The sequence below is a fragment of the Candidatus Methylomirabilis sp. genome (assembly GCF_028716865.1).
GTDB lineage: Bacteria > Methylomirabilota > Methylomirabilia > Methylomirabilales > Methylomirabilaceae > Methylomirabilis.
Window position 1 is genome coordinate 35,507 of the sequence record NZ_JAQUOY010000011.1, and the last position, 13,196, is coordinate 48,702.

Here is a 13,196-nt window from a genome sequence, read left to right on the forward strand (position 1 = left end):
AGGGCAGACCGTCGTCCATCCCATGACCATATGCTTCGCACCGTATTCATTCAATAGATATCCGAATCGCCCATCGTGTAATACCATTGCTTTTTTGCCCACTCGAGGGAGATCTCAGGGCTTGTGGGCAAGACGACAAACTGATAGATCGTGGTTTCTGGACGAAAGCTCTGCTCTTGCAAAAAGCGATAGGACCAGCTATATGGCGCAAACCACGCCTGTATCTGTCCCATGCCAGCCCTTCTGGCAATCAGACTACAGTGGGCTAGGAGCGCGAGAGAAGCCCCTGTTACGCGGCTGCTTACCAGCCAATCGACCAGAGCGGCTACGGGCTCACCGCGTACCCCCATTCGCAGAACCGCCATCCCGGCCGCGATACCCGTAAGGCGATGGTAGGCCACCAGCATCTGATAGCGAACATCTGGACAGTTAGCGTACCGCCAGTTCAGATACCGGGCGTTACGAATAATTGCTATGGGCAGCTCCGGCCTCACCTGTTCCCAGAGTCTGTCCACCTCCCCTTCAAATCGATTGACTTCTTCAACCCGGTAGAGCCTGGCACTCCAGGGAAGTCGATCGCCGTGATCCTGGTCCAGATCCCGTACAAGCGCGACGACCGGATGCAGTGGGGTATAGCCGGCAACCCGTCGTCCGACTCGCAGGGCCTCCGGCGTCGGGAATCCATATCCACCAGACACTTTATCCGGCCCGCCGTAGTCGGCAATAAACCGGTTGGCCACGGCGGCAAAAAGGCCAGGCCGCTTCAGGCCGAGTCGAAAGCGTGGATCCACCATGACGTCGATGATCTGGGTGAACACGAGCGTCTTGCCCCCCCAGACCATTCGGGCAGGCAACCCGGCATACTGTGCCACCACCTCTCCTGATGGGGTCTCTGCCAGCCGTATATACTGCCCCGCCGGGTTTTCTGCAAACTTCCAGCGCCAGTGGTCGTAGGGGCGCTCGACATGGAAGACCCGCCGAAAGAGATCCAGGATCCGAGTTTCATCGCCGGGTCGGTAGGGACGGATGGCCCACCGACCTGCGGGATCCTCATAGATGCCGGCCTCTTCAATCGCGGCAGCCTGTTCACCCACGCACCGCTCCTGACAAGAGGGGATGTTGCCCATCAGGATCAGAGGGTACCTCTACCTCCCACCGGTGCTCCAAATGGCACAGCCCCAACGCCTGGATATTTTGCACGACCTGGAATGTGAACTCCCGTTCCCGCTGATGGTAGAAGTGCACACCATGATCGTCCAACAGGAAGACAGAGATCGCATACTCTCCTGACATCAAAGGCAGGGCAGGAAAACGCAGGCGGATGCTTCCGGAGTGCGCAGGGGGTTTCACGTTGGCGACATGCGTACCTGTCCCAAAGACCTCCACGCCGTCATTACGGTACAAGACCACGCCCAAGTGGACGGGGGTCGGAGGGTCAGGAACCTCATACTGAACGGTAATCGCCAGCTCATCTCCTGTCATGAATTGATCACACTCGGCATCCTCTCCGTCGCGGCTGAGCCTGACCCTCGAGATCCAGGGGAAGGTCCGTGGGCCTTGGTCCACACGGATGACAGGTACTCTGGGAAGCTCTCGTTCCCGCAGATAGTTCTCGTACATCCCCACTACCCGCGATGTCTGTCCGACCATCGCCACTTGTCCATCCCTCAGCCAGATCGTCTCATCGCAAATCGACAAGACCTGATAGAGGTTATGCGAGCAGAACAGAATCGTCTTGCCCGACCGCCTGAACTGTTCGATCCTGTCGATGCAGCGCTTCTGGAAGTACTGGTCCCCCACTGAGAGGGCCTCGTCGATGATCAGGATATCGGGATCGACGCTCGTGGCCACCGCAAATGCCAGCCGGACGTACATGCCGCTCGAGTACATCTTCACCGGTCGCTCGATAAAGTCGCCGATCTCGGCAAAGTCGGCAATCTCAGGGAATCGTCGCCCCATCTCCTTCTGGCTGATCCCCATGATGGCGCCGCTCATAAACGCGTTCTCGCGGCCCGTAAACTCCGGGTTAAACCCGGCGCCCAGTTCCAGGATAGTAGAAATGCGGCCTTTTAACGATACGTTGCCGGAGGTGGGACGGAGCGTGCCAGCCACCAGTTGCAAGAGGGTACTCTTGCCTGCGCCATTATCGCCGATCAGCCCAACAGTTGAACCAACCCCAGCCCGGAAGCTCACATCTCGCAGCGCCCAGAACGCCTGGTGATAGGTCCGTCGACCCCGAAGGAGGTACTCCTTGAGGCGGTCCTTCGGGTTGGAGTAGATCCGGTAGACCTTGGAGAGTTCGGAGACCTCGATGGCGTACATCAGATCACGTCGGCGAACGCCGGCTGCATTCGCCTGAAGATCTGGTGGCCTATCACAAAGGTCGTGAGCGCGCACACGCCCAGGACCGCCAAGCTCGGCCACGCCGGGGGGCGCCCCAGGAGGACCAGACTCCGGTAGGCTTCAACGACGGCGTACATCGGATTCATGCTCAGGAGGATGCGCCATTCCGCCGGCACCAGAGTCGGCGGATAAAATATCGGTGTCAGGAAGAGCCACAGGGTAAGTCCCACCCCCATGATCTGTCCAAGATCCCTAATGAAGACTGTGGTCCCTGCCACGATCCAGGCTAACCCGACAGTGAAGGCGACCTGGAGGAGCAGGACCGCGGGAAGCGCCAGTACCAAGGGGCTAAAGTGATGGCCGGTGAACAGCAGCACGGCGAACAGAATCGCCAGTCCGATTAACTCATTGACAATCCCGGAGACCACCAAGTATACGGGCAGGATTTCAGCCGGAAAGATGGTCCGCTTAATCAGGTTCGCGTGCTCCAGGACCACACCGCTGGAGCGGTTCAACGCCTCAGCGAAGGCGTTCCAGGGCAGCATTCCACAGAAGAGGTAGATCGCAAAATTTCCCGTCCCTTCCTCGGCCCCCACGCGTACCTTGAGGATCTTCGAGAAGACAAAGCTGTACAGGACCAGCATGATGAGGGGGTGAATAACTGACCAGAAGAGGCCAATGGCTGAACCCTTGTAGCGAGCCATCAGGTCCCGCTTGACAAAGTTGCCGATCAACGAGCTATGGCGCCAAAGCCAAACGAACGAACCCACGTTCCTCCTGTATCCCACATGTGTACACAGCCGAACAGCACGACGTGAAATTTAATATACTAAGGATTAGCGCAGAGCGTCAAGGAAAACAGGCGTCCGATGGTCGTTCTAGCGTTGCCTGTCAAATTTGCCTGTCAAATTGTCCCTTGACAGAGCGTGTCACCCATGTATGATAACGCCACCGCGAGATACCCCCCTTGGCATCGGCTATTCGGAAAAAGGTGTCCGACGAAGTGGCGATGGGAAGCCGGTAGCAGGCTTTCTGGTAGTCGCCTCGACCATGTGATAATGTCGTTCGACTACGCATGAATAATTCGATCGATCAAGGCCGGCAGCAGAAAGAGGAGCGTATTCGATGCTGACTGTCGAGGAAGTGTATCACTTCGATCTCAAGGGCTACGTTCTGGTCAAGCACGCGTTCGAGCCGGACGTGATACGCGCACTCCACGACCAGCTCTGTGAGCTCGAACACGTCGAAAAGGAACAACTTCCACCACAGTGCATCCCCCACTGGACCCCGGTCGTCAACGAGTACCGCATTATGAACATTGTTGAATGCGGCAATCTCTTCATTCAACTCATCGATCATCCCCAGATTCTCAGTCGGGTCGAAGCCCTCGTGCCAGGGCCAATCCGCCTCACCGAAGCATACAGCATCTCGCGAAGGCGGGGGATCGGTCTTCCCCTCCACGCAACTCCCATTGCCCAATACCGCATGACGCCATCGGGTCCGAAGTCCTTCCATGTCAAGGCCATCATCAATCTGACGGATTGCGGACCGGAGGACGGGCCGCTCGTCGTCTTCGAAGGCACACACAAGCTGGGCATCCCCTTCCCGTACTCTATCATTCATCCGGACTGGCCCACACCCGCACATGATGTGGCCATGGCTCAGGCCTACCTCAAGGCTGACGGGTCCGCACCTACCGTAAAGGTTCCATGGGAACAGATCCCAGGGTACAAGGAGGTGTACGCTGAGGCCGGCGATCTCCTGATATTCACGGAAGATCTCTGGCACGGGGCCAAGGAGTTACGGTCTGACCGTACTCGACGGACCCTCTACTTTGCCTATAGCCCTTACCATTTTGCCACCTGGCACGGTGTCGAATATTCTGCGGAGTTGAAGCAAAGGGTCACCGAGCGGCAGCGCCATCTTTTATCCGGGCCATTCATCGGGAGCTTTTACGAAGGCGCAGACATCGCATCCCGCGTGCCTAAGGATGTGCCATTTCAAATCTTGCCGAACTCCGAACGATGGTCAACCTGGGGGAAGGATAACCCCCCGGTGCCCTCACCCCCCTCACCTCAAGAGGGTCTTCTCGCGGAAACCCTTCGAGACATTTTTGAGCGCACGCTCCCACAGCGCCTTGCGGCTCACCCCGAACTTGCGATGGCGCACCTCGGAATTTGCCAGTTGATTATCTCGGGGGAGAACGGGGGAAAATGGTTCCTGGACCTGACCGACCGGAACGGACACGTAATCCCTGGTGAATGCGACACACCTGACTGCGTGGTAGAGGTCAGCTCACAGGATTTCGTCGGCCTTTTCACGGGAAAGGCGGAGCCGGCTGAGCTCTTTTACCAGGGCAGACTCGCCATACGGGGCAACATCAGCGTGGCCATGCAGATGGCCACGCTGTGGGGAGAGTAGCCCACCCGCCCTCACGCCTGGCCTCGATCGTATCGCCCTTCAATCAGCTCAGCGAGTTGGCTTACGAAGGTGAATGGCGGCGAATGAATACGCCGCAATGCGATAGTCGAATCCATCCACAGTCTTGACAATAGCCTTGACCGGGGGACCATTGTCGGAATCAAACACGGGCTCAGAGAACCCTTCCCCGACAAGCTCCATACCGGATGGCCGAATAATCTGCTCATCTATCTCTTCGATTGAGATGGGAGGATCGCCGACCATCCGGCCGCCTTCGCCGTAATCAAACGTCATGAGGAGGGAGGCGCCTGGCCTCATGACCCTGCGCATCTCCGACCAGAAGAGTGGCCGATGCTTCCGCAAGATCCCCTCGAAGACCGAAATTGAAATGACGCAGTCAAACCGCGCGTCGCCAAATGGCCACTCCTTACCGCTGTAGTGGACGCCCCTCAGTCGCGAATCCCATCCCAGGACACGGCTATTGCTGTTGATCAGCTCTATCATCCGCTGGTCAATGTCTAGGATTGAGACGCTGTGGCCTTCTCCCGCCAAGTAGTAACAGATTGGGCTATTACCTCCCCCGAAGTCCAGGATCGTCCTGACGGGCATCGAGGTTCTCAGGCGGTCCAGTTCCAGCAGGACGTGAGCGTTTTCCCACTCGCGGGCGAAATCTAGCCTGACCGGCAGACCCAACTGTATGACTCGGTCCACGAGGGCTTGCAGAACCGCACTCTTGGCCAGATATTCCGGCCTTGACAGATCGTCCCGAAACAACCGAAGGATTCGATTAAAACCACATAATGAACGATGATTCATGGTCATGGCCACACTCCCGAACCATCTCACCGAGGAGGGAAGGTCCCGTCATCAGACGGGGAAGACGGCAGTCGCTCCTGGATCACCTGGTAGATGATGACTGCGCGGCCCTGCTGCTCGCTCAGCACATGCACAGGGACTAGCTCTGTGAGCGCCCTGATCCTGTCAGGCTCGTACAAGAGGAAACGGAGCTGGGGCCGGAGACGGCCGGCAAAGATCTCGTCCATCACCAAAAATGAGACCCGCTGCTCTCGCAAGCTCCGGAGCAACCCCTCGTAATCAGTGTACGGGAGCGGGACCCAAGACCGCTCGGCGTAAAACGCTGGCATCGGCTTGCGAGCCATGATGACGGCATCAGGCGCGGTGTGGGTCTTCAACCAGAGGCCAGCCTGTTGCAGCTCGATCGGTTCGCTCCAAGGGGTGCGCTGAAGATACGCGGCAAGTTCCCGACCGGACCAGGCCAGGATGACGACGGCGGCCGTGACAGAGAGGGCCAGGCCCGCCCGCTTCACCATAGCCTCGGTTCTCTCCTGCCGAAGCAACTTGGGCAGGTAAGAGCCGGCCCACCTCGTCCCCTCCAACGCGAGGAGCACGAAAACCGGGATCAGTGGCGCCATATACCTGAGCTCGACATGGCCGAGGGGGTAGGCAAAGAATGGCGCAAGCATCGAGAGGTAGACAATCCCCCGCTTCCTGGCCTCATCCCCGCCCCACGCCAGGCACATCAGCACAATCAGCCCGAGGACAACCAACGCCAGCGGGAAGACGAAATGGGCCAACTGCAGGCCGAGGAAAAGCTGATGGCGATACGCCGTGAGCATCGGGAGCGGATGGCGCAGGAACGACGTGAACAGCCCCGACTCCTCGGGCACAGCGGCCCTATCCGCACCGTACAGCAGGCGTTCGTAGTTCTCCACCTTCTGCGCCGGATCGTATGCGCTGTAGGCCTCCCGAATCAGCACGTTTGGATCGACCTTGTTGGAGAGCCGCCACTGCCCCGTGTGGGAGTGAATCGAAATCCAGTACGGGCCGGCGAGCAGCAAAAACCCCAGCGTCACTGCGGCACATCTGGCCATCGCGGGACGGGACTGGAAACGCCCTGCCGCCAGCGTGGCAAAGCTGAGCAGGAGCAGCGTGAGCACGGTGGCGATCCCCGGGATCCTCGTCAGAAATGCCAGGCCAAGGACCACGCCAGAAGCTACCGCGACAGGCAGACTCCCGCCTTGGTGCGCCCTCCAGAAGCACAGCATGGCCAGCATGATGAGGCAGAGATACAGGGCCTCGGAGAACGGGTGAGTGCTGTAATATATAATTTGGGGATGGACAGCGACGAGTAGGGCCGCCAGCAGCGCGAGCAGACGGCTACCGAACAACTCATAGGCGAGTAAGAATACGAGGCCGATCGCGATGCTTCCGGAGAGGAGCGAGATCGCCTTTCCGGCCCCTTCGTAATTGCCTCCGAAGATCGGCGCGACCAGGTTCAACAGCAGTGACAGGAGCGGCTCTTTATAGACCTTGCCTACTGCCCCGATCCCCTCCTGTCGCAATGTCTTGGCGCCTTCTACCCAGACATAGAAGTCGTAATCGATCATGTAGCTGTAACTGAGAAAGAGGAGATAAAGACCGAAGGCGCTCAGCGTCACAGCGGCCGCAAGCCACGGTGGCAGGAGCCAGCGGCTCGCCGCCCAGGCGGAACCGCCGGTCGGCTTCTGCGGAGGCGCTATACCGTTTCTGTGAACCTTGCGATCCACGAGGTCAACCGGCGAAAGTAGCCGCCTCGCCTCGTAGACAGCGGCATTGACGACGATGAACTATTGCCAGTATACTCACTGCTTCCGACCTCTACCATGCACTGCACGGATGTCCAACACCGTACACCCTACCCAGAGAGGAGATCTACCATGATACGACACGCAACGCAATGGATTGCACTGCTTGCCCTCGCCGCGCTGAGCGTGGCATGCGCCACCTCCCCGCAAACAGGTTCCCAGGATTCCCTCACCGACACGCTCACCAGACTTCAGGAGCGGCAGGCCGCCGGCCGCGTCGGCGCCATCCACGGCTACCACTTCTTCTCCGGCCCGGATGTGGCAACGCGCTTCAAAAACGGCCTGGTCTCCCTCATTCCACTCTCCCCTGACCTCGAGGCGGCCATCACCCAGGCGCACGAGGCATACGCGACCGATCGCCTCGCTCCTCTCGCCCCACAGGTCGTTCAACAGCGCTTTGCCATCCTGGACGACTACGTCCGCGAGGTCAAGCAACGTGGACTCGGCGCTATGATCCGGGTAACCACCACCGATCCGAAGGAGGCCCGCTATGACTTCACTGATGTGCCGGAGGGCCGCTGGCTCCTGGTCGCCGAGGTCACCTCGCGGGTCTCCGTCCTGTACTGGGCGGTCCCGATTGAGGTCCGCGCCGGGGAAGCCCTCGCGCAGAACCTGTACGAATCCAACATCTGGGTCGAAGGCCTAAAGTAAAAACAACATGGCCGGGGGCAACGCCCCCGGCCATGTGACGAACGCGATGAAACAGCCTAGCTCGCGATCAGTTAGCGATTCGCGTGGCTGTTGTTATCGAGCCAGTTACCAGTCATGCTGTTGCTGTTACAGCTCTTAGTAGACTGGGAATTGGTAAGCTGGGAACTGGTATTACCCAGGCCAAAGCACGGCCAGTTCAGCACAGAGACCTGGCGTGGGTCGTTCCAGTTGCGCAGCGCGTCACCTGTCTTCACGGCTGTCCCGGCAACCAGATCACTTGCCTGGATCTCGAACAAGACCCCGACCATACCGCGCTGACGACCAGAAGAGGTGTCGAAGCCGTTGCCGATGACAAAGTCCGGGTTGTTCGGCAAGGTTGAGCTTCCAACGGCGGGACCATTCGGCACCGCTTGCGTGTTGTCGAGATTGAACCAACCGACGGCATTGACCGCACCGAGTGTCGAGTCAAGCGTCGCGTAGCTTGCGCCACCAGAGGCGGCGTACTGAGTCCTGGCCTTCACCGTCGGGTAGACCGTGCAGAGGCGACCATTCAACAGATGGGCAAAGGCAGACACTGAGGTGGTGTGCTCCTCGCCATCGAAGACATCCCCTGCGGTGTTGACCAGCGTCGTGACGGCGCCAGTCGAGGCATTCAACTCCGAGCCTGGCGCTTCCTTCCTGAAGCCGTCGGCCGGCCCAGCGATGGAGATATAGGCGGTCAGCGTCGGGCTGGAAGCCGTGCACAGATCCTCCGCAAAGAACGCCGGGAAGAGGGCCTGGGAGGGGTACGTCTCATACAGCCCGGTCCAGGCGCTGGCGAAATCCCCAGCCGTTGCACGGGTCAAGATTTGGCTGGTGGAAATCGTGCGGGTATTCCCGCTAATGACCACAGAAGTCGTGGTAAATGTGCCTTGGGCCGATCCCTGGGCGGCTGCGGCCGGATAGGCGAAGGCAAAGTCCTTCACCGTATCGATGATCACCGCCTCGCCCATCAGGGCATTGAGCTGATAGCTCGGTGAGTTTCGCAGGTTGGCGGAATCGCGCACATCCACATCCACCCAGCCGATCCCGTCAGAGGAGGTCTGCTTGGAGCCGCTGGGGGCAGGAGTGGCCGGGAGCGCCGCGGCACTACCGAGGGCCGCATTGACGGACACTGCCGCGATATCCTGAGGCGTCAAGATAACGGTCTGGTCGTTCCGCTGACAGTTCTGCCCGTAGAAGGTGAGGTGTGTGGGCGAGGTAATCGAGTTGCTGGCGTTTGTAAGGAGCAGGAAGGTCTGACGCCCCGTGGTGATATCAACGTACGGGAACAGCAGCCGAGAGCCGGGGACTAACTCCGTATTGGCGAACACTGCACTGGGCGCCGCGGTCGCCACGAGGGCGGTCGCGAGAAGCCCCACTAAACTATTGCGTAGAAGTTTCATCTGCGTGAATCCCTCCTTGAAGTGGTCGAGATCACCCATATTGTGATACGCAGTCATGTCAATCTCGACCTGAACCGTGGTCTGTGAAACGATCGGTGAAACTTCTTACAGCGCTCTTCGTCTTTGCGCCACACCTCCTTCCTACCCCCTAAAAATTCCCCCCATTCACGTCCAACGTCTTTCAACCCCTTAGGATGTCACCCCCGCTGTTCACTACTATGGCCCATAGCCAGACGGAGAGGTAACCCACGAACTTGGCCCTGTTATATATCCTGCTCATGGACCCATGTCAAGCAAATTCTCTACTCCTGATTGAGGTCGGCTCCCCCGGGGGTTTTTGGTGGTCCAACCGCAGCGCGATATTGCAGATACCATTCACCATCCATCCACACCCAGCGCTGCTCGACATCCACCTCTTGGAGCGACAGGTGAGCCAATTTCGAGAACATGATCTTATACTTGAGATGCAGCTTGGCCACGGCATCCGGGGATTTGACCTCGACCCCTTTGATCTCGTACTCAAGAATCTTTGTGGCCCCCTTGCCCCTGGCATAGGCTGTCAGCGACACACGTTCCCGCATCCAGGGCTCCTCGAACCTATACTGCTCCACGATGTCATCCCTGACCCGCGCATCCCAATACTGTCGGACGCGCTCCATTAATCGCTCATCCGGATCCTGGACGGCCTGCTTCAGGACTTGGCCCGCACAGGCCGACACTGCCAAGGCCGCCAGGGCGCACCAGAGGATGACTGTCCCCCGTCGGCGCCATGACGGGCGAGATCTCTGCCTCATGCTTGGTTGACCCCTTTCCTCATCCACAGGCCGTGGTAGGCATGGCAGGCATCGCCAACAAAGAGGTTCAGCAGCTCTTTGTTCCCGGCGGCCATCTTCCCCACCCCTACCCGTCCGATCCCCTGAATCACCGCTGCGAGCGCCTCTTCCCCGTCCCGGATCGCTCGCTCTTGGGCAGCGGTCGGACGAAAGAGCTGATACAGGCGAGCGTACTGGATCACCTCGGACGCATGTCCCAGGAATTTCAGCATGGCACTCGAGCGGTGGACCTGCACCAGATCCGGGGGAGACTGCTTCATGGCCTCCTGGAAGAAACGATCCATGAGGAAGCTGTCCGCCTTCAAACGCCAGATCAGCAGGTCATACTGGTCCTTCATCCGGTCGGCAAAACGATTCTGTCGATAGCCGGACCTCAGGCAGGTCATGAGACCGTAGATCAGATGGGTGCCGCCACAGGTGAAGTTATGAATCCAATCCTTCGAGGCCGGCATGGTCCCCTTCTGCTTGGCTGCCATCAGTTGTTTCGATGCGTCCTCCAGGGTAACCATACCGAACTCCACCACATCAGCAAAACGGACGGTCTTCCCATAGGCGTTTACCCAGGTGTCCTGTTTCGGAGGGGTGGTATTGGCAAATACGATCAGGCTCCAGGCCAGGTCGTTCCGGTCGAACGAGGCGGGATTAAACGCGAACAACGCCTTGGCGCCGGCCACGAGATCGCCGACCGTGCGCTGACGATCATGCCACCGGAACGGATGGTTGGCCGTGATCCCCACATCCAAGGCCGCCTCGCTCAGGAAGGCGTTCGTGTGGCCCTCGACCTCGACCGGCATCGTGAGGTAGACCTTTCCGTTCACTGACTTCTCCTGCAGATACCGGCTGCACAGGTACTCGAATCCTGCGATGCCTTGAACGGAAAACCGCTCGCCTTTGGCGCGGACCCCGTGAAAGAGCACCCATGGGTTCTCTTTGTTGGCGGCGAACTCGAGGATGATTCCATCGAGGATCCGCTTGGTTTCTGAGGGCGCCGCAGCCTCCGCAGCGGAAAGCAGCGATCCCACGCCCTCGAGCGACAACGCGCCGCTCGCAGCCAGTCCTGCGCCTCCTGCAATCGCCCGCAGAAACCCCCGCCTGCTGAAACCCCCGCCTCGACAACACGGACAGGCCATCTCTATGTTTACCCCCCCTTGACGTTTGCCGGAATGTCGTTTATAACACCATAGTCGCTATACCCTGTCAACAGGATTTCACCGGATCCCGTTAGAAAAGAGAATCACAGGAGGGAACCATACGATGACGCAGACAACGCGCGTTCTCTTCATCCTTGCGATGTGCATTGCCTTTACCTCCGGATGCGTGAGCCAGCCGCGCGTTCCGCCCACACGCCCGGTGGCCGAGAAACTGCAAGCTCCCAGGGAAGGACCGGAGTTTCCAAGCCTCATGGCCGCCCTCGGTCCCAAAGGCGAGCTGTACCTGGTCTTTCACACGATCGACAGGGACACCAAGCTTCTTCAAGCCCTGTTCGCTCGCTCGACCGATCTTGGAGTAACCTGGGACAAGTCCCCTGTCCAGCTCTTCAGCACCACCGATCAAGACGTCTCGGTGAGTCTTCCGATCATCCAGACTGATGAAAAAGGGGGCATCTACCTTGTCTGGCGATGGAAGCGCCAGGGGATCAAACACATCTTTTTCACTCGATCGCTCGATGGGGGCCGGACGTGGCCTGGCCAGCCGACCCAGTTGGCGATTCCCGGCCAACCGTTCGCGCCCCTGATGGATGTCGATCCCACAGGCCATCTCTCCCTTCTCTGGCAGGACGAAGAGCAAGGCAAAAAGGGGTTCTGGTTTGTCGGGTCGATCGATTCCGGCGCCACATGGCAGGCGGAACCGGTCCGGCTCACTGCCTCTTCCCCCTCGACGGCCCGCCTCTATACACCCGGTCTCACGTCAGACGGCAGAGGCCACGTCTACGCAGTCTGGCATGAAGTGGACCACAGCCCTCCTCACTTTACCCACTCGATCAAGCTGAATCGGTCGGCCGACTTTGGAGCCACGTGGCTGCCGTCCGCTGAGACGGTGTATAGTACGCCGCACCATAGTCCGCCGTGGCCGGTTCATCCTTCTCTGTTCGCGGAGAGCGACGGGCACGTCTACCTGCTCTGGCAGGAGTACGATTCTACCGGCATCTACGACCTCTACTTTATTCGCTCCGACGATGCCGGCGTGACGTGGCATCCGAAGGTCCGTCTGAACACGACCCCACCGCGGGAGGCGATGGCCCGACATCACCAGTTGGCCTTCGATGGCCGAGGGAATCTCTACGCGGTCTGGGTGTCAGAGCACGACCAAGACACCATGATCGCCTTTCGCCGCTCGACAGACTTCGGTGAAACCTGGGGTCCGGAACTACGCCTTGATGAGCGCAAGCGGGGCGTCAACGCTCTGTCCCCAGTCATCGTCACCGACGTGAAGGGCCATGTCGTTACAGTGTGGCAACAAGAGGAGCGGAAGGGGTGGGGTGTGTATACCAACCGGTCCGACGATTTCGGTGTCACCTGGCTTCCCCGGCCTCTCCGGTTGGATACCCTCCCCGAGCGCGCCTCGCATCCGCGCCTGATCCAGCTTTTGAGCGATCGGACTGGACACCCGTACGTCGTGTGGCGTGGAGATCCTTTTGGCAAGGAAGACTTCTTCATGACCCGTTCCACAGACCATGGCAAGAGCTGGCTACCGAAGGAGCAGTGGCTGACCGACCCCTCGGAGCTCCACCTTCGCCAGGCAGCGGTCCAGGACGGAGGACCGCCATCGCGCCCATGATGGAATCATCAATGAGCTCCCCACCTGACAGATTGCTATGCCGAAGGGCGTGACAAGCAAGTCGCGACCGCCACAGTGGGAGGGCCACCGCAGGACAGAAC

At 59.3% G+C, this 13,196-nt stretch carries 11 protein-coding genes; 3 read left to right on the forward strand and 8 right to left on the reverse strand.

Annotation, left to right across the window (positions count from 1 at the left end; genetic code table 11):
* Nucleotides 1-50: 50 nt before the first annotated feature.
* Genes PHV01_RS06030 through PHV01_RS06040 form a run of 3 tightly spaced genes read right to left on the reverse strand, consistent with a single transcriptional unit; the run spans nucleotide 51 to nucleotide 3,113 of the window.
* The gene (locus tag PHV01_RS06030) at nucleotides 51-1,094 is read right to left on the reverse strand and encodes a GNAT family N-acetyltransferase (RefSeq protein ID WP_337290250.1); all 1,044 of its coding nucleotides are present in this window, start codon (nucleotides 1,092-1,094) and stop codon (nucleotides 51-53) included.
* The gene (locus PHV01_RS06035) at nucleotides 1,087-2,322 is read right to left on the reverse strand and encodes an ABC transporter ATP-binding protein (RefSeq protein ID WP_337290251.1); all 1,236 of its coding nucleotides are present in this window, start codon (nucleotides 2,320-2,322) and stop codon (nucleotides 1,087-1,089) included. Before PHV01_RS06035 ends, PHV01_RS06030 begins: the two co-directional genes overlap by 8 nt.
* On the reverse strand, nucleotides 2,322-3,113 hold the full coding sequence (locus tag PHV01_RS06040; protein ID WP_337290252.1) for an ABC transporter permease: 792 nt from the start codon (nucleotides 3,111-3,113) through the stop codon (nucleotides 2,322-2,324). Before PHV01_RS06040 ends, PHV01_RS06035 begins: the two co-directional genes overlap by 1 nt.
* 355 nt (nucleotides 3,114-3,468) lie before the next feature.
* On the opposite strand from PHV01_RS06040, the gene PHV01_RS06045 reads away from it, so the two are divergent.
* Nucleotides 3,469-4,764 (forward strand): SCP2 sterol-binding domain-containing protein, encoded by a 1,296-nt coding sequence (locus PHV01_RS06045; RefSeq protein ID WP_337290253.1) that lies wholly within the window; start codon nucleotides 3,469-3,471, stop codon nucleotides 4,762-4,764.
* A gap of 48 nt (nucleotides 4,765-4,812) precedes the next feature.
* Here the strand turns inward: PHV01_RS06045 and PHV01_RS06050 are convergent, their stop codons facing one another.
* Together PHV01_RS06050 and PHV01_RS06055 are read right to left on the reverse strand one after the other, a co-directional pair.
* Nucleotides 4,813-5,586, reverse strand: a complete 774-nt coding sequence (locus tag PHV01_RS06050; RefSeq protein ID WP_337290254.1) for a class I SAM-dependent methyltransferase — start codon at nucleotides 5,584-5,586, stop codon at nucleotides 4,813-4,815.
* Nucleotides 5,587-5,606: 20 nt separating this feature from the next.
* Entirely contained in the window at nucleotides 5,607-7,331 is a 1,725-nt protein-coding gene (locus PHV01_RS06055) for a glycosyltransferase family 39 protein (protein ID WP_337290255.1), read from the reverse strand.
* A 150-nt stretch (nucleotides 7,332-7,481) separates the two neighbouring features.
* On the opposite strand from PHV01_RS06055, the gene PHV01_RS06060 reads away from it, so the two are divergent.
* Nucleotides 7,482-8,060 carry a hypothetical protein gene (locus tag PHV01_RS06060; RefSeq protein ID WP_337290256.1) on the forward strand — a complete coding sequence of 193 codons (579 nt, stop codon included), beginning with the start codon at nucleotides 7,482-7,484 and terminating at the stop codon, nucleotides 8,058-8,060.
* Nucleotides 8,061-8,131: 71 nt separating this feature from the next.
* On the opposite strand, the gene PHV01_RS06065 is transcribed toward PHV01_RS06060, so the two are convergent.
* The 3 genes from PHV01_RS06065 to PHV01_RS06075 form a co-directional block, all read right to left on the reverse strand.
* Nucleotides 8,132-9,484, reverse strand: a complete 1,353-nt coding sequence (locus tag PHV01_RS06065) for a hypothetical protein (RefSeq protein ID WP_337290257.1) — start codon at nucleotides 9,482-9,484, stop codon at nucleotides 8,132-8,134.
* A 302-nt stretch (nucleotides 9,485-9,786) separates the two neighbouring features.
* Nucleotides 9,787-10,278 carry a hypothetical protein gene (locus PHV01_RS06070; protein ID WP_337290258.1) on the reverse strand — a complete coding sequence of 164 codons (492 nt, stop codon included), beginning with the start codon at nucleotides 10,276-10,278 and terminating at the stop codon, nucleotides 9,787-9,789.
* A complete protein-coding gene (locus PHV01_RS06075; protein WP_337290259.1) occupies nucleotides 10,275-11,447 on the reverse strand; it encodes a hypothetical protein in 1,173 nt (390 codons plus the stop codon). Before PHV01_RS06075 ends, PHV01_RS06070 begins: the two co-directional genes overlap by 4 nt.
* Before the next feature lie 124 nt (nucleotides 11,448-11,571).
* Between PHV01_RS06075 and PHV01_RS06080 the strand changes: the two genes are divergently transcribed.
* Nucleotides 11,572-13,095, forward strand: a complete 1,524-nt coding sequence (locus tag PHV01_RS06080; protein WP_337290260.1) for a sialidase family protein — start codon at nucleotides 11,572-11,574, stop codon at nucleotides 13,093-13,095.
* Nucleotides 13,096-13,196 lie beyond the last annotated feature (101 nt).